This window comes from Nocardioides halotolerans DSM 19273 (assembly GCF_000422805.1).
Lineage (GTDB): Bacteria > Actinomycetota > Actinomycetes > Propionibacteriales > Nocardioidaceae > Nocardioides > Nocardioides halotolerans.
This window is the reverse complement of the sequence record NZ_AUGT01000020.1, coordinates 55,071-69,988: the sequence shown is the minus strand read 5'-3', so window position 1 is coordinate 69,988 and position 14,918 is coordinate 55,071. Positions and strand designations below refer to the sequence as shown.

The 14,918-nt window shown below is 72.3% G+C and carries 16 protein-coding genes; 7 read left to right on the top strand and 9 right to left on the bottom strand.

All coding sequences use genetic code 11. The features are described from left to right. Nucleotides 1-22: 22 nt before the first annotated feature. Complete coding sequence (locus tag G514_RS0104820; protein WP_028650904.1) at nucleotides 23-514, top strand: glutathione peroxidase; 492 nt, start codon at nucleotides 23-25, stop codon at nucleotides 512-514. Here G514_RS0104820 and G514_RS0104815 read toward each other — a convergent pair. The 3 genes from G514_RS0104815 to G514_RS28975 are packed head-to-tail and all read right to left on the bottom strand — an operon-like array spanning nucleotide 504 to nucleotide 2,395. Continuing rightward, complete coding sequence (locus G514_RS0104815; RefSeq protein WP_028650830.1) at nucleotides 504-1,547, bottom strand: NAD(P)H-dependent amine dehydrogenase family protein; 1,044 nt, start codon at nucleotides 1,545-1,547, stop codon at nucleotides 504-506. The genes G514_RS0104820 and G514_RS0104815 overlap by 11 nt on opposite strands. A gap of 22 nt (nucleotides 1,548-1,569) precedes the next feature. Further along, a complete protein-coding gene (locus G514_RS28980; protein WP_157544605.1) occupies nucleotides 1,570-2,076 on the bottom strand; it encodes a hypothetical protein in 507 nt (168 codons plus the stop codon). Beyond that, nucleotides 2,063-2,395 carry a helix-turn-helix transcriptional regulator gene (locus tag G514_RS28975; protein WP_051246811.1) on the bottom strand — a complete coding sequence of 111 codons (333 nt, stop codon included), beginning with the start codon at nucleotides 2,393-2,395 and terminating at the stop codon, nucleotides 2,063-2,065. The genes G514_RS28980 and G514_RS28975 overlap by 14 nt, the downstream gene beginning before the upstream one ends. A 48-nt stretch (nucleotides 2,396-2,443) precedes the next feature. On the opposite strand from G514_RS28975, the gene G514_RS0104800 reads away from it, so the two are divergent. Further along, on the top strand, nucleotides 2,444-2,932 hold the full coding sequence (locus G514_RS0104800; protein WP_028650828.1) for a nucleoside deaminase: 489 nt from the start codon (nucleotides 2,444-2,446) through the stop codon (nucleotides 2,930-2,932). 9 nt (nucleotides 2,933-2,941) lie between these two features. Here G514_RS0104800 and G514_RS0104795 read toward each other — a convergent pair whose 3' ends face one another. Together G514_RS0104795 and G514_RS0104790 are read right to left on the bottom strand one after the other, a co-directional pair. After that, on the bottom strand, nucleotides 2,942-5,038 hold the full coding sequence (locus G514_RS0104795) for a RecQ family ATP-dependent DNA helicase (protein ID WP_028650827.1): 2,097 nt from the start codon (nucleotides 5,036-5,038) through the stop codon (nucleotides 2,942-2,944). A gap of 58 nt (nucleotides 5,039-5,096) precedes the next feature. Continuing rightward, nucleotides 5,097-5,630 carry a hypothetical protein gene (locus G514_RS0104790; protein ID WP_028650903.1) on the bottom strand — a complete coding sequence of 178 codons (534 nt, stop codon included), beginning with the start codon at nucleotides 5,628-5,630 and terminating at the stop codon, nucleotides 5,097-5,099. A 562-nt stretch (nucleotides 5,631-6,192) separates the two neighbouring features. Between G514_RS0104790 and G514_RS0104780 the strand changes: the two genes are divergently transcribed. The 3 genes from G514_RS0104780 to G514_RS0104765 are packed head-to-tail and all read left to right on the top strand — an operon-like array spanning nucleotide 6,193 to nucleotide 7,991. After that, a complete protein-coding gene (locus G514_RS0104780) occupies nucleotides 6,193-6,879 on the top strand; it encodes a DUF6766 family protein (RefSeq protein WP_028650826.1) in 687 nt (228 codons plus the stop codon). A gap of 36 nt (nucleotides 6,880-6,915) precedes the next feature. Then, the gene (locus G514_RS0104775) at nucleotides 6,916-7,395 is read left to right on the top strand and encodes a group II truncated hemoglobin (RefSeq protein ID WP_028650825.1); all 480 of its coding nucleotides are present in this window, start codon (nucleotides 6,916-6,918) and stop codon (nucleotides 7,393-7,395) included. Between the two features lie 59 nt (nucleotides 7,396-7,454). Then, a complete protein-coding gene (locus tag G514_RS0104765; protein WP_157544604.1) occupies nucleotides 7,455-7,991 on the top strand; it encodes a hypothetical protein in 537 nt (178 codons plus the stop codon). Between the two features lie 14 nt (nucleotides 7,992-8,005). Here the strand turns inward: G514_RS0104765 and G514_RS0104760 are convergent, their stop codons facing one another. The 3 genes from G514_RS0104760 to G514_RS0104750 form a co-directional block, all read right to left on the bottom strand. Continuing rightward, nucleotides 8,006-9,994 carry a M13 family metallopeptidase gene (locus tag G514_RS0104760; protein ID WP_028650823.1) on the bottom strand — a complete coding sequence of 663 codons (1,989 nt, stop codon included), beginning with the start codon at nucleotides 9,992-9,994 and terminating at the stop codon, nucleotides 8,006-8,008. Between the two features lie 133 nt (nucleotides 9,995-10,127). Beyond that, nucleotides 10,128-10,850 carry a 2-phosphosulfolactate phosphatase gene (locus G514_RS0104755; RefSeq protein WP_245582104.1) on the bottom strand — a complete coding sequence of 241 codons (723 nt, stop codon included), beginning with the start codon at nucleotides 10,848-10,850 and terminating at the stop codon, nucleotides 10,128-10,130. 101 nt (nucleotides 10,851-10,951) lie between these two features. Next, on the bottom strand, nucleotides 10,952-11,914 hold the full coding sequence (locus G514_RS0104750; RefSeq protein ID WP_028650821.1) for an NADPH:quinone oxidoreductase family protein: 963 nt from the start codon (nucleotides 11,912-11,914) through the stop codon (nucleotides 10,952-10,954). A gap of 97 nt (nucleotides 11,915-12,011) precedes the next feature. Here G514_RS0104750 and G514_RS24935 point away from each other — a divergent pair, with 97 nt between their 5' ends. Together G514_RS24935 and G514_RS0104740 are read left to right on the top strand one after the other, a co-directional pair. Then, a complete protein-coding gene (locus G514_RS24935) occupies nucleotides 12,012-12,992 on the top strand; it encodes an ArsR/SmtB family transcription factor (RefSeq protein WP_036563642.1) in 981 nt (326 codons plus the stop codon). Between the two features lie 316 nt (nucleotides 12,993-13,308). Then, a complete protein-coding gene (locus G514_RS0104740) occupies nucleotides 13,309-13,671 on the top strand; it encodes a thiol-disulfide oxidoreductase DCC family protein (protein WP_028650820.1) in 363 nt (120 codons plus the stop codon). Nucleotides 13,672-13,689: 18 nt separating this feature from the next. On the opposite strand, the gene G514_RS0104735 is transcribed toward G514_RS0104740, so the two are convergent. Continuing rightward, nucleotides 13,690-14,907 carry a M15 family metallopeptidase gene (locus G514_RS0104735; protein ID WP_028650819.1) on the bottom strand — a complete coding sequence of 406 codons (1,218 nt, stop codon included), beginning with the start codon at nucleotides 14,905-14,907 and terminating at the stop codon, nucleotides 13,690-13,692. Nucleotides 14,908-14,918: the final 11 nt, after the last annotated feature.

Here is a 14,918-nt window from a genome sequence, read left to right as displayed (position 1 = left end):
AGCGGCCTCCTACGATTGAGAGGTGAGCATCCTCGACGCCAAGATCGCCCGCCTCGACGGCAGCCCCAGCACCCTCGGCGAGATCACCGCCGGCCGTCCGGCCCTCCTCGTCAACGTCGCGAGCAAGTGCGGCCTCACGCCGCAGTACGCCGGGCTCGAGGAGCTGCAGGAGAAGTACGGCGACGAGGCGTTCACGGTCGTCGGCCTGCCGTGCAACCAGTTCTACGGGCAGGAGCCCGGGTCGGCCGAGGAGATCGCAGAGTTCTGCTCCGCGACGTACGGCGTGACGTTCCCGATGACCGAGAAGATCGAGGTCAACGGCGAGGACCGTCACGAGGTCTACCGCACGCTCGTGGAGACGCCCAACGAGGAGGGCGAGGCCGGCGACGTGTCGTGGAACTTCGAGAAGTTCCTCCTCGACGCGAACGGCGAGGTGGTCGCGCGCTTCAAGCCGCAGGTCCTCCCCGACGACCCCAGGCTGGTCGCCGCGATCGAGGGCCTCGTCAGGGACTGATCCGCCCGGTCACCGGCGGCAGGTCCGCAAGGGTGACTATGCCTGGCGGCGCGGCGACGACGTAGGGCACCGCGTTGGTCACCGGCATCGCGGTGTAGATCATGCCGAGGCCCATGAAGCCGGGCTCGGTCCAGTCCGCCGGCGGGAGGCAGTGCAGCACGGTGCGCATGTTCGGCAGCCCGAAGACCTGGATGACGTGGCCGTGCGCGAGGGGCTTCGACGGCTCGGTGTGCGCGCCCATCACCCAGTTGAAGCCGACGCTGACGACGTTGCGGTCGCCGACCCAGCCGCGGTGGTAGCCCATCACCCCGCCGACCGTGCCCTCGGGGATCGTCATGAACCCCAGGTCGCTGTCGCCGGTGGCGGCGGTGAACTCCACGTCGAAGGTCATCTCGTCGAGCTCGACGCCCATCGCGCTGGCCATCATCGCCGCGGACTCCGCGAACACCTCGCTCTCGCGGCGCACTGCGTCGGCGAGCCCCGGGGTGTCGGGCGACTGCGAGAACCCCATCGCGGTCTGGGTCTCCGCCGACTCGTACGTCGAGCAGTCGACCGACTCGGTGATGACCACCGAGTCGACTCGCTCGCACGACCCGCTCAGCGCCATGGCGACGAGGTTGGTCATGCCCGGGTGGGCGCCCGACCCGAAGATCGTCGAGCCGCCGCGCTCGCACGCGTCGAGGATCCGGGCCCGGTCGGCCTCGTTCTGCTTGCCGCCGGTGATCCAGGCCGCGCTGGTGCAGACGTTGACGCCGGCCTCGAGCAGCGCGACGAGCTCGTCGATGCTCGGCCAGAGCGGGTTGTAGCAGCACGCGTCGGGCTGCAGCGCGAGCAGCGACGCGACGTCGTTCGTCGCCAGCACGCCGGTCGGTTGCGGCCAGCCGCACAGGTCCGCCGCATCCTTCCCGACCTTGTCGGCGCCGTGGGCGTAGACGCCGACCAGCTCCATGTCCGCGCGGCCGATGATCGCGTGCAGCGAGCGGCGGCCGATGTTGCCGGTGGTCCACTGGACGACGCTTAGAGGAGCGGTCACGACCGCGAGACTAGAACGTGTTCTATTTCGTGTCGAGGTCGCGATTGGCCAGGATCTCGCGCAGGGTCGGGAGGACCCGCTGGTCCTTCGCTCGGTTGGCCGCCTGCTTGCTCCGGATGACGTCGGCCAGCGAGGCCACCCGCACCTGGATGCCCATGATGTCGAGCTCTCGCGCGTCGGCAACGAGATCCGCATAACCGCCGGTGCCGGCCGGGACCATCGAGATGTCCAGCCATCCATGAGGCGTCACGAGGTTCCACACCCCCGCCGCGCCGAGCGACTCACCGTCGTGGTCGAACGGCAACCCGTCGGGGACGGCGTCGGTCCGGATCCGGGCGTCGAGGTCACGCAGCGCTGCTGACAGGCGGTCCAGGTTGTCGCGGGTCATCTCGGGGGTGACGTCGACGTCCTCCGTCGGGAAAGGCGAGCCCTGCGCCACTGCCGCGAGTCCGCCGATCACCACGAACTTCACGCCGTGGTCGGTCAGCGCCTCGACGATGCGATCGAAGTCGAAGCTACGCGGCACCATGCCGGGCACCTGCCTCACGGATCACCTGCAGCTGCCGAGCCACGTGCTGGGCGCGCTCGACCCGCCCGCTGGGTGTGAGCTCGCCGGCCGCGAGGGCCTGGTGCCAGTCGGAGTCGTCGCGCAGGACCAGCATGACGTCGAGGTCGAGGCCGCACAGCCTCACCAGCCGCAGGACGTCGTCGAACGCCGGTCGCGTGCGGCCGGACTCGAGCCGGGCGATCGCGCTCTGCGTCGTACCGGCGCGCTCGGCGAGGGCGCGCTGGGTGAGCCCCGCTCGCTTGCGGGCCTCACGGACCAGGTCGTTGCCGTGCGTCGCCATAGCATAAATGCTATCAGGATCGGTACGCTACGTGGCATGGTGGCGGCCATGGCCATCTCGGAACAGGACCTGACCCACCTGCGCGCCTGCGTGGAGCTGGCTCGGGAGGCGTTCGACGCCGGCGACGACCCGTTCGGGTCGGTCCTGGTCGACGCGGCGGGCGCGGTGCTGCGCACCGACCGCAACCGTGCGGGGTCCGGCGACGAGACCCAGCACCCCGAGTTCGAGCTCGCTCGCTGGTCGGCGCGGCTGCCGCCTGACGAGCGCGCCGGGTGCACCGTCTACACCTCCGGCGAGCACTGCCCCATGTGCTCGGCCGCGCACGCGTGGATGGGGCTGGGCCGGATCGTCTACGCCGGCTCCTCGGAGCAGCTCTCGCAGTGGCGCGCGTCATGGGGGCTGCCGGCCGGACCGGTGGCGGTGCTGCCGATCAACACCGTCGCGCCCGGCCTGCCCGTCGACGGCCCGGCCCCGGAGCTCGAGGAGGAGCTGCGCGCGCTGCACCGGGCGGCTTACGCGCGCAGCCTGCGCCGCTAGCGTGCCTGGCTAGCTCTGCACCGCCAGCGTGAGCGGCAGCACCGCGGACGCACCCGCGGCACGGAGTGCGCGGGCGGCGAGCGTGAGCGTCCAGCCGGTGACGACCTGGTCGTCGACGAGCAGCACGCGGGAGCCGGGCGCGACCTCGGCCTCGAGCGAGAAGCGCCGGCCCACGGCCGCGACCCGCTGCGCGGAGTTGACCGCACCGCGGCCGGGCGGCACGTCGGGGTCGACGATCGCCCAGCGACCGACGACCGGCACCTGGAGCCGCCGGGAGAGGCCTTGGGCGAGGTCGTCGGTGAGGACCGGTCGGGTCGAGGACTCGACCACGACGATCGCGTCGACGTCAGGACGCCAGTCGTCGAGCATCGTGAGCACGGCCTGCACCAGCGGCACGGGGACCTGGCCGTCGGGTGTGTCGGGCCGGAACAGCGCGCGCAGGGCCTGGCCATGCCCGAGGTCGGTGAGCCGGGCCACCGCGCGACCCTCCTCGGCGGGCTCGGCGATCCGGCCCTTGAGGTCGATGCCGAGCGCGGCGAGGGCGGTCGGCCACATCTTGCGCGGCTCGATGGCCACTCCCGGCCGGGACAGGCGGGTGCCGGCCTCCTCGACCGCGGCACTCGAGACCGAGGTGTCGAGAGTCAGGCCGCCGCAGTTGTCGCAGCGGCCGCAGTCGGTGGCCTCGGGGTCGTCGAGCTGCTCCCGGAGGAAGCGCATCCGGCAGCTGTCGGTTTCGAGGTAGTCGAGCATCGCCCGCTGCTCTCGCTCGCGTGCCTCGCGGACCCGCTCGTAGCGCTCCGCGTCGTAGGACCACGGCTGGCCGGTGGCCTCCCAGCCGCCACGGACGCGGCGCACCGCACCGTCGACGTCGAGCACCTTGAGCATCGTCTCGAGCCGGTTGCGGCTGAGCTCGACCCGGGTCTCGAGGGCGGGGGTGCCGAGCATGCCCTCGGTGGAGAGGGCGTCGAGGGTCTGGCGGACCTGCTCCTCGCGCGGGAAGGCCAGCGAAGCGAAGTAGGCCCAGATGTCGCGGTCCTCGGTGGCCGGGAGGAGCACGACGGTCGCTCCCTCCGGCGGCAGGCCGGTGCCGCGGCCCGCGCGGCCGACCTGCTGGTAGTAGGCGACCGGCGACTGTGGCGCCCCCATGTTGACGACGAACCCGAGCGTGGCGTCGAAGCCCATGCCGAGCGCGCTCGTCGCGATCAGCGCCTTGACCCGACCGGCCGCGAGGTCCTCCTCGAGGGCGGTGCGCTCGGTGGTCTCGGTCTGGCCGGAGTAGGCGGCGACGTCGTGACCACGCGAGCGGAGGTATCCGGCGATCTCCTGGGTGGCGGCGACCGTGAGGCAGTAGACGATGCCGACGCCCTGTTGCTCGGCGAGGTGGTCGGCCAGCCAGGCCAGCCGTTGCTCGGCGGTCTTGAGCCGGACCACCCCCAGCCGCAGCGACTCGCGGTCGAGCGACCCGCGGAGCACGAGCACGTCGCTGCCGAGCTGCTCTGCGACGTCGCGGGTGACCCGGGCGTTGGCCGTCGCGGTCGTCGCGAGCACCGGGATGCCGTCGGGCAGGTCGCCGAGCAGGGTGCGGATCCGGCGGTAGTCGGGCCGGAAGTCGTGGCCCCAGTCGGAGATGCAGTGCGCCTCGTCGACGACGAGGAGCCCGCAGGTGGCGGCCAGCCGCGGCAGCACCTCGTCGCGGAACCCTGGGTTGTTGAGCCGCTCGGGGCTGACCAGCAGCACGTCGACCTCGCCTGCCCGGATCGCGTCGTGCACCGGCTCCCACGACTCGGTGTTGGTGGAGTTGATGGTGACCGCGCGGATGCCGGCCCGCTCGGCGGCGGCGATCTGGTTGCGCATCAGCGCCAGCAGCGGGCTGACGATCACCGTGGGGCCGGCCCCCTGCGACCGCAGGAGGAGGGTGGCGACGAAGTAGACCGCGGACTTGCCCCACCCCGTGCGCTGCACGACGAGGGCTCGCTGGTGGCCGACCGCGAGCGCCTCGATCGCGCGCCACTGGTCCTCGCGCAGCTCGGCGTCGTCACGGCCCACCAGCGCGCGCAGGTGCCGCTCGGCGTCGCGGCGTACGTCGCTGTCGGTGGTGGCGGTCACGCCTTCTGTCTACCAGCGACGACCGACCGCGGGCGTCGCTCGTCCACAGCCGGGCCGCTCAGGCGGCCGGGCCCTTGCTGCGGACGTCGGCGACCGCGGTCATCGCGTCGCGAAGCTCGGTGAGCCAGTCGTCCTCGTGCTGGCCGACGAGCCGCACGCACCACGCGAGCGCGTCGGCACGCGAGCGTGCGACGCCGGCGTCGACGAGCGTGTCGAGCACCAGCCGCTGGGGCTGGCGCAGCCGCGTCATCACGGGCGCGGCGACGTGGGTCCAGAGCTCGCGGTGCTGGTCGTCGCCGGCCCCGAGCGCCACGCCCCACGACACCTTGGCGTCGTAGCGGTGCTCGGCCTCGCGCGCGATCTCCATCCGCTTGGTCCGGGTCTCCTCGCGGAACGCCTTCGCGCGGCCCGCCCTGGCCTCGGACCGTGCCACGTCGCTTGCGTCAGCTGCGAGGTCGACGTCGGGGATGGTCAGCCGGACCGTGATCTCCTCGCGGTCGATCGTGATGTCCGCGGGGGCCGACTGCCACTCCGCGGGGAGCCGACCGGCGAACCAGCCCTCGACCCGCTCACGTGCCTCCTGAGTAATCATGATTACATCATTACACACTGCGCCGATCCAGGCACCCCGGCCGTGTGTGAGCGCCCACCGCGACGGGCACCGGTACGCCGAAGCCAACCGAGGAGGTCGGATGCGCGGCGCGCTGCTGGCGGTGGCGCTGCCGGTGCTGCTGAGCACCGGCTGCGGGGCCGGCGCCGACGCCCCCGAGGCCGTGGCCGGCCAGTTCGAGGCCGCGCTCGTTGCGAAGGACGGCGCAGCGGCCTGTGCGCTCCTGGCGGCCGCGACGGTTGACGAGCTCGAGAAGGCGGCAGGCACGTCCTGCGACAAGGCCGTGCTGAGGAGGCGAAGGACGGCGGCGACCTCGTCGAGGGGTCGCGCTACGGCACCATGGCGCAGGTCCGCTACCGCGACGACGTGCTGTTCTGACCCGCGGCCCCGACGGGTGGCGCGTCCTGGCCGCAGCGTGCAAGCCGACTCGTGGGGCGCCGTACGACTGCGACGTCTCGGGAGGCTGACGTGCGGACCTTCTTCAGTGCCTACCTCTTCCTGATCGTCGCGGGGCTCTGCTACTTCCTGGTGATCGCGGTGCGCCATGTCTGACCGCGCCCGCACCTGGCTGCGCCCCCAGTCGCTCAGCATCGTCTTCGGCCTGCTGTTCCTCGGCAGCCTGGTCGGGCAGGCGCTCGTCGGGTGGCACCTCTACAACGACGAGCAGCACGCGGCGCGGCTGCCGGGCGTCGGCCTGGGCTACTACCTGCGCTCGGCCGACTTCGCCGCCGACGTCACCGAGAACTGGCAGTCGGAGTACCTCCAGTTCCTGCCCTACATCGTGCTGACCGTGTGGCTCCTCCAGCACGGCTCGTCGGAGTCGAAGGAGCTGGACAAGGCCGGACGTGAGTCGGACGAGGACCAGAAGGTCGGCGGACACGCGGTGGAGGGATCGCCCCGCTGGGCCAAGGCCGGCGGCTGGCGCCTGGCGATCTACTCCAACAGCCTCGGGCTGGTGATGGGCGCGATCTTCGTGGCCTCCTGGCTGACCCAGTCGATCGCGGGCTGGGCGGCCTACAACCGCGAGCGGCTGCAGGACCTCCGCGACCCGATCAGCTGGCCGGCGTACCTCGGCCACCCGGACTTCTGGTCGCGAACGCTGCAGAACTGGCAGTCGGAGTTCCTCGCGGTCGCCTCGATGGCGGTCTTCGCGATCTACCTGCGCCAGCGCGGATCGCCGGAGAGCAAGCCGGTGGGCGAACCCCACGACAGCACCGGCGTCGAGGGGTGAGGACGGCCGCTGGTGCGGCCGCGCCATGATGGCGCCATGGGCGTGGACGAGCCGGGGCTGCCGACCCTCTACGACTGGGCGGGCGGGTCGGATGCTCTCCGGCGCTTCATCGACGCCTTCTACGACCGTGTCGAGCGCGACGACCTCCTGACCGCGTTCTTCCCCGGCGGCGTCTCCGAGGAGCACCGCGCGCACGTGACCGCGTGGTGGAGCGAGGTGCTGGGCGGGCCGGCGACCTACACCGACGAGCTCGGCGGCTACGAGCGGATGCTGGCCCACCACCGCAACCTCGGCATCACCGCGGAGCAGCGCCACCGGTTCGCGGCCACGATGAGCCTGGCCGCCGACGACGCGGACCTGCCCGACGACCCCGAGTTCCGCGCCGCGGTCATGGGGTACGTCGAGTGGGGCACCCGGCTCGCGATGCACAACTCGCAGCCCGGCGCCGAGGGCGTCGCCGAGCACGCGCCGGTGCCGAGATGGGGCTGGGGGGTCGCGCCGCCGTACGACGGATGAGCCAAAGGGATGTGGCGGTGGGGGGTGACACGCCCGGTGAAATGGATTAGGCCTCTCCCATGAGATTTCTCCCGAGAAGCACGCCCGCCATCGCCCTGCTCGTCGTCGCCCTCGTCGTGGCCGCCTCCGGCGGCGCCATGGCCGCGAAGAAGATCACCGGCAAGGACATCAAGAACAACTCGGTCACCTCGGCCGACATCAAGAACGGAACCCTCGCGGCCTCGGACTTCAGCCCCGGGGCGACATCGTCGCTCGTGGGTCCCGCGGGTCCGGCCGGCGCGGCCGGTGCGGCAGGCCCGGCAGGCCCAGGCTTCGACGACTTCGCGTGGTACGAGGTGGTCGTCGACGACGTCCCCGCCAACACCGACGACATCGTCGCGGAGGGCGACTGCCCCGAGCACCAGCTCCTGGTGAGCGCGTTCGCCTACTGGAACAACCACAACGACGCGCTGCAGGTCTCGCACAACTTCATCGGCGCCGACACCATGCAGGCCGTCGCCTGGTCGACCGGCGTGGACGACGTCGACACCGTGGTCCTCCAGTACGCCTGCGCGAGCCTGCCCGTCCAGGCGCCGCGGCCGCACTCGTCGAAGTAGCCGACCGACCGTCGCTACCAGATCCGGACGCGCTGCTCCGGGTCGACCCACAGCCCGTCGCCCTCGGCGGTGCCGAAGACCTCGTGGAACTCATCGAGGTTGCGCACGATGTTGGCGCGGAACTCCGGCGGGCTGTGGGGGTCGATGGTGAGGTACTGCTGCGCCTGCTCGAGGCGCCGCTTGGTGCGCCAGCAGTAGGCCCAGTTCATGAACAGCGCCTGGCGCTCCTCGACCGTGGCCTCGCCGCCCTTGGCGATCAGGAAGGCGCGGTGGGCGATCGTGAGCCCGCCGAGGTCGCCGATGTTCTCGCCGACCGTGAGCGCGCCGTTGACGTGCTGGTCGGGGAGGTCGCGCGGGGCGAAACCGTCGTACTGCTCGATGAGCGCCTTCGACTTCACCTCGAACGCCGCCTTGTCGTCGGGCGTCCACCAGTCGTTGAGGTTGCCGGCGCCGTCGTACTGCGCGCCCTGGTCGTCGAAGCCGTGCCCGATCTCGTGGCCGATGACCGCGCCGATGCCGCCGTAGTTCTCCGCCGGGTCGGCGTCGGGGGCGAAGAACGGCTTCTGCAGGATGCCGGCCGGGAAGCAGATCTCGTTGGTGCCCGGGTTGTAGTAGGCGTTGACGGTCTGCGGCAGCATGAACCACTCGTCGCGGTCGACCGGTGACCCGATCTTGCCGAGCTGGCGGTCGGTCTCGAACGCCGCGGCGGCCGCGACGTTGCCGAGCAGGTCGTCGGGGCGGATCCGCAGCGCGGAGTAGTCGCGGAACTTCTCGGGGTAGCCGATCTTGGGCCGGAACGTGTCGAGCTTGTCGTAGGCCCGCGCCTTGGTCTCCTCGGTCATCCAGTCGAGCCGCCCGATCGACTCGCGGTAGGCCGCGAGCAGGTTGGCGACGAGCTCGTCCATCTGCTGCTTGGACGACGGCGGGAAGTGGCGGGCGACGTACTCCTTGCCGACCGCCTCGCCGAGCGCGCCCTCGACGAGGCTGACGCCGCGCTTCCAGCGGGCACGGAGCTCGGGAGTGCCGTTGAGGGTGCGGCCGTAGAAGTCGAAGTTCGCCTCGACGAAGTCGTCGGTGAGGTACGGCGCCGACGAGCGGAGCACCCGGGTGAGCAGCCACGTCCGCCAGTCCTCGATCGCGACCTCGCCCAGCACCGTGGAGAGGTGCTCGAAGTACGACGGCTGCCGCACGCACACCTCGAACAGCAGCTCGTCGGCCTCGTGCGCGGACGCGCTGAGGTTGGTGACATAGACGTCCCAGTCGAAGCCCGGGCAGAGCTCGCGGAGCTCGGCGACGGTCTTGAGGTTGTAGGTCTTCTGCACGTCGCGGGTCTCGGCCCGCTCCCAGTGGCCGGCGGCCAGCTTCGTGTCGATGTCGAGGACCGTCCGGGCGCCGGCGTCGGGGTCGCCCGCCCCCTCGTCGACGAGCCGGAGGACCGTGGCGAGGTAGTCGACGTACGACTCGCGGATCGCCGCGAACTTCTCGTCGCGGTAGTAGGACTCGTCGGGGAGCCCGAGACCGCCCTGCACGAGGTGGAAGAGGTAGCGGTCGGAGTTGCGGTCGTCGGTGTTGACGTAGGAGCCGAAGAGCCCGTGGCCGCCCAGCCGCTCGAACTCGCCGAGGAACGCCGCCATGTCGCGGACGTCGCGCAGCGCCGCGACCGCGTCGACCAGCGGCTTGATCGGGCGGGTGCCGAGCTTGTCGACGCGCTCGGTGTCCATGAACGACGCGAACAGGTCGCCGATCTTCTGGGCGTCGGCGTTCAGCTCGGTCGCCGCACCGTCGGCCGAGTCGGTGTCGGTCGCGACCTTCGCGAGGTCCTCGATGATCGCGTGGACCTGCTCCTCGGCCACGTCGGCCAGCTGCACGAACGGCCCCCAGCTCGACCGGTCCGCGGGGATGTCGGTCTCGTCCAGCCAGCGACCGTTGACGTGGCCGAAGAGGTCGTCCTGCGGCCGCACGTCGGGGTTCATGCCCTCGCGGGCGTCGTCGAGGATGCTCACGCGCTCGAATCTATACGGGCGGCGGCGGGCGGCAGATTCACCGGGTACCCGGTGAAACTGCCGCTGACCGCAAGGAACTCCAGCCGGTCAGCGCCAGTTTCTTCGGGTCAGTCGCGCAGATATCTGTGTCAGGTCACAGCGATGCGCGGAACTCGGCGTCGGTCAGCAGGGGTACGACGCCACTCACGTCGAGCTCGACCGCGACGTCGACGTCCTCGGCGAAGCCGGCCGCGATGAGCTCGACACCCGAGGCGCAGGTGCGCAGCCCGGCGTCCAGAGTGGGTTCGACCGCGGCCCACGCGTCGGCCGCGAGCCGGGCCTCGGGCGACAGGTCCTCGCGGGGCAGGAGCGCGAGCAGCGCGCCGGCGCCCCACAGGTCCTCCGCGGCCGGCCGGAGGGAGCCGTCGGGCCAGCGCTCGCCCGCGGCGATCACCGCGACGGTGCCGCCGTGCCCGGTGAGCCAGTCGGCCACGGCGCTCCGGTTGCGCAGGCACGCGCCGACGACGGTGCAGCCGAGGTCGGCGAGGCCGAAGGAGATCGAGGAGCCGTTGGGCGAGGGCAGCACCACGCGGTCGACACCGGTCGCCCGCGCCATCGCGCCGGGCGAGAGGCTGACCGCGGTGCCGCCGTGGTCCTCGAGCGAGCGCGCCTCGAGCCGCCCGACGGCCAGGGTCGCCGACCGCTCGGCGGCGTACGCCTCGGCGCGCTCGTCCTTCCAGCGGTAGGGCAGCACCGTCATGCCGCGCTCGACCGCGACGCAGAGGGTGGTGGTGAACGACAGCACGTCGACGACCACCGCGACGTCCGCACCCCCCGCGACTGCCGCGGCGCCGGTCGGCCCCCAGTCGAACCGCACCCGGTGACCATGCTGGCGATGAGCGGGATCCACGCAGGGAGCCTGCCACGGCGGGGCCGCTGCCGTGGCGGCGCCGGGGGCCGAAGGTCCCGGCAGGGCCGTCACCGCACCCGCACGACCAGCTTGCCGAGCGCCTTGCGCTGGTCGAGGTCGACGAGCGCCCGGCCGAAGTCGTCGAAGGCGTACGTCGCACCGATCGGCGGCTTGACGACGCCCGACTCGATCATCGGCACCAGCGCCTGCCACTGCTCCTGCATGTAGCCCGGCCGCACCATCGCGTAGGCGCCCCAGCCGACGCCGCGGACGTCGACGTTGTTGAGCAGGAGCCGGTTGACCTTGACCTCGGGGATGCCCTGGCCCGACGCGAAGCCGACCACGAGCAGCCGGCCCTGCGTGCCGAGCGAGCGCAGCGAGTCGGTGAACGAGTCGCCGCCGACCACGTCCATCACGATGTCGACGCCGCGCCCGCCGGTCAGCGCCGCGACGGCGTCCTTGAACCCGTCGAGCAGCACCACCTCGTCGGCCCCCGCCGCCCGCGCGACCTCGCCCTTCTCGTCGGTGCTGACGACGGCGATCGTGCGCGCGCCGTACCCCTTCGCGACCTGGATCGTCGCGGTGCCGACGCCGCCCGCCGCACCGTGCACGAGCACTGTCTCACCGACACGGACGCCGCCGCGCTCGGCCAGGGCGAACTGCGCGGTGAGGTAGTTCATCGGCAGCGCCGCCCCCTCGTCGAAGGAGAGGGCGTTGGGCAGCGCGAACACCGAGTCGCGGTGGCACGCGGTCAGCTCGGCCGCGTTGCCGTAGGGGCCGACCCCGGCCACGCGCCGGCCGGGCTCGAGGCCCGGGCCGGAGACCACGGTGCCGGCGAAGTCGACGCCGAGGGTGAACGGCGGCTCGGGCTTGAGCTGGTACTCGCCGCGGCTCAGGAGCAGGTCGGGGAACGAGACGCCGACCGCGTGCACCTCCACCAGGACCTCGTCGGGGCCGGGAGCCGGGTCGGGCACCTCGCGGAGCTCGAGGTGCTCTGGACCGGTGGGCTCGACGACCTGGACCGCGCGCATGGAGGTCGAGGCTACCGAGTGCGCCCGGCGTACGCCGGACCCTTCGGCACAGACCGAACCTTCTGCAAAGGCACCTTCCGGCCGCAGACTGTGCGTCGTGTTCGAGATCGAGGTCGAGGTCACCGACCTGGCCAGGGTGCGCTTCACGACCGATGCCGTGTGGGAGACCACGGCCAGCATCCACGCCTTCGTCTTCCTGCGCCACCACCTCCTGCACCAGCGGCTCCGGCGGCTCGTGCCGAAGCGGCCGGACTTCGACCTCGACCTCCTGCTCACGCTCGCGCGGGACGCCGACTGGCTGCCCGACGTCTGGGCGCCGCCGCCGTCCGCGCGCCCCGGCACCCCGCTCGAGCAGCTCGACGCGCTCCGCCGCACCGACCTCGCCGTGGCCGAGGCCGATCTCGCCCAGCTGCGCGTCGTGGCGCCCGACACCTCGTGCGCCTCGATGGCGCCGCAGGAGTACCTCGACCGGACCGCGGACGCCCTCCAGGGCTGGTGGACCGCCGTCCTCGAGCCGCTGTGGGACCGCGTCGACGCCATCCAGCGCGCCGACATCGCCCACTACCAGTCCCTGCTCGCCACCGGCGGGCTTGCCGCGACGATGCCCGAGCTGCACCGCGCGCTGAAGTTCGACGGCGGCCGCCTGCGGGTCGACCTCGGCGAGGGTCGCGTCGGTCTCAAGTCGTGCGGCGAGGGCATCTGGTTCGTGCCGTCCGTGTTCCGCTGGCCGTGGGTCGCGCTCGACATCCGCGAGACCGTCCCGCACGTGGTGTCGTACGGCGCGCGCGGCGCCGGCCGGGTCTGGCAGCGCCCCGCCCGCGAGGCGCCCGCCGGCCTGCCCGACCTCATCGGTCGCTCCCGGGCGCTCATCCTCGAGTCGCTCGACGTACCCCGCTCTACGACGAGCCTGGCCCAGACCCTCGGCCTCTCGCTGAGCACGGTGAGCGAGCACCTGTCCGTCATGGCCGGCTCCGGCCTGCTCGAGTCGCGCCGCGACGGCCAGCGCGTCCTCTACTGGCGCACCGCCGTCGGCGACCTCCTCGTCGACAGCGAGAGCAGCGCCCGCCGGCTGGGCTGACCGGGCTGAGGGCCCCCGCTGGTTGAGGAGGTTGCGCAGCAACCGTCTCGGCTCGCTGGTTGAGGAGGTTGCGCAGCAACCGTCTCGGCTCGCTGGTTGAGGAGGTTGCGCAGCAACCGTCTCGAAACCCCTGAAAGCCAGCGCTGGGACCCGCCCACGCACAGTCATTGGTGCAGGCGCCGGGGTTTCGAGACGGGCGCAGAACGCCCTCCTCAACCACCGGCGGCGGCGCAGAACGCCCTCCTCAACCACCGGCGGCGGCGCAGAACGCCCTCATCGACCACCGGCGGCGCAGGCACAGCCCTACGCTGGCCGCATGAGCGACGGCACGCTCGTCTACGACGCGGACTGCGGGTTCTGCACGCGGACGGCGGACTTCCTGCGGCGGCGCAGCGACTGCGCGGTCGAGCCGTGGCAGGCGCTCGACCTGGCGGCGGTGGGCCTGACGGAGCAGGACGTCACCACGGCGGCGTACTGGCTCGAGGACGGGCGTACGCCGGCGCGAGGGTCGCGCGCGGCCGCGGCCGCGCTGCGGGCGTGCCGGGGCGCGGGCTACCGGCTGCTGGGCCACCTGATCGACCTGCCGCCGGTGCGGCCGTTGGCCGGCTGGGTCTACGGGCTGGTCGCGAGGTACCGCTACCACCTGCCCGGCGGCACCGACGCCTGCCGGCTCCCCTGACCGGCGCTGGGCCGTGGCCTAGTTGCGCGCCGACTCCGGGGTCGGGGTCACCACGCTGTTGAGCTCGAAGTGCATGGGGTCGGTGTAGCGCCAGTCGCCGCCCCAGGTGAAGCCCCACTTCTGGAAGATCTGCACCACGCCCCGGTCGATGAGACCCGCGGTGCCGCGCTGGTTCTCGACGGCGTTGATGTCGAGGGCCAGGCCGAAGGCGTGGTTGGAGAGCGTCGTCGTCCCGGCGATGAACCTCGGGTAGTAGCAGCCCGCGAACTGGTCGGGGTGGATCGCGTCGTCGAGGCCACGCTCGTGCACCTCCTCCAGCGCGGCGCGGAGCTGGCGGAAGACGACCTTGTTGCAGGTCACCGCGCCGAGCAGCGGCACGGTCTCGGTCGTGATGTGGGCGCGCACCCACGCGGGGTCGGGCGCGATGTGGCCGGCGCCCAGCACGCTGTAGCGGTAGACGCCCACCGCGTCGGCGACCGAGCCTGTGACGACGGCGAGCTGCTGCGCGCTCGGGTCGATGCCGGTGCGGGTCGCGAGGTCGACGAGCTGGGCGGACGTGCCCGCTGCGAGCAGCTTCTCGATCTTGTGGCGGATCGGCTTCGGGGCGTGCTGGCCGGTGCGCACGAGCAGCGCGTTGTCGCGCACCATGTCGAGCGTGTCGATCCAGGTCTCGTTGACCACGGCGTCGATGAGCGGCTGCTGGTCGATGAACGTGCCGATGTGCACCTTGGGCGCGTCGGCCGCCGCGCCGAGCTGGAGGTAGCCCTGCGCGTCGGTCGGCACCCGGTCCTTCAGCCGCTTCTTCAGCGCGAGCTCGCCCCCGGCCAGCCGGTCCCAGGCCTCCTGGAAGTCAGCCGAGCGCTGCCGCACGAACGTCCGGTACGTCGCGGGGTCGACCGCGGCCACACGGAGCGCGCGGTTCTCGATCACCGACTCCGACAGCGAGATCACCGCGACGTCCGTGACGCCGTCGAGCTCCTGGATCGCGGCCACCGTGGCCGGGTCGAGGGTCTCGCCGCCGACCACGAGGATGTCGGCGGGCGCCACGACGCCGGGCTGGCGCGGCCCGGGGGCCGGGACCGCGTGGTTGTCCTCGATCGTGGGCGCGACGGTCGTCCCCGACCCGACCGACGAGGGAGCCGGCTCGGCCGACCGCCCCTCGCCGGTGCAGCCGGACGACGCGGCCAGGGTCACGACCGCGACGGTCGTCGCCAGCGCGCGTCCTACCCCGGCCATCTGCCCTCCCT

Excerpts from the sequence above, each read along its gene's own strand:
- G514_RS28980 (WP_157544605.1), bottom strand. The coding sequence starts at position 2,076 with ATGGTGCCGCGTAGCTTCGACTTCGATCGCATCGTCGAGGCGCTGACC.
- G514_RS0104735 (WP_028650819.1), bottom strand. The coding sequence starts at position 14,907 with ATGGCCGGGGTAGGACGCGCGCTGGCGACGACCGTCGCGGTCGTGACC.
- G514_RS0104750 (WP_028650821.1), bottom strand. The coding sequence starts at position 11,914 with ATGCGCGCGGTCCAGGTCGTCGAGCCCACCGGTCCAGAGCACCTCGAG.
- G514_RS0104765 (WP_157544604.1), top strand. The coding sequence starts at position 7,455 with ATGAGATTTCTCCCGAGAAGCACGCCCGCCATCGCCCTGCTCGTCGTC.
- G514_RS28975 (WP_051246811.1), bottom strand. The coding sequence starts at position 2,395 with ATGGCGACGCACGGCAACGACCTGGTCCGTGAGGCCCGCAAGCGAGCG.
- G514_RS0104780 (WP_028650826.1), top strand. The coding sequence starts at position 6,193 with ATGTCTGACCGCGCCCGCACCTGGCTGCGCCCCCAGTCGCTCAGCATC.
- G514_RS0104740 (WP_028650820.1), top strand. The coding sequence starts at position 13,309 with ATGAGCGACGGCACGCTCGTCTACGACGCGGACTGCGGGTTCTGCACG.
- G514_RS0104790 (WP_028650903.1), bottom strand. The coding sequence starts at position 5,630 with ATGATTACTCAGGAGGCACGTGAGCGGGTCGAGGGCTGGTTCGCCGGT.
- G514_RS0104800 (WP_028650828.1), top strand. The coding sequence starts at position 2,444 with ATGGCCATCTCGGAACAGGACCTGACCCACCTGCGCGCCTGCGTGGAG.
- G514_RS0104775 (WP_028650825.1), top strand. The coding sequence starts at position 6,916 with ATGGGCGTGGACGAGCCGGGGCTGCCGACCCTCTACGACTGGGCGGGC.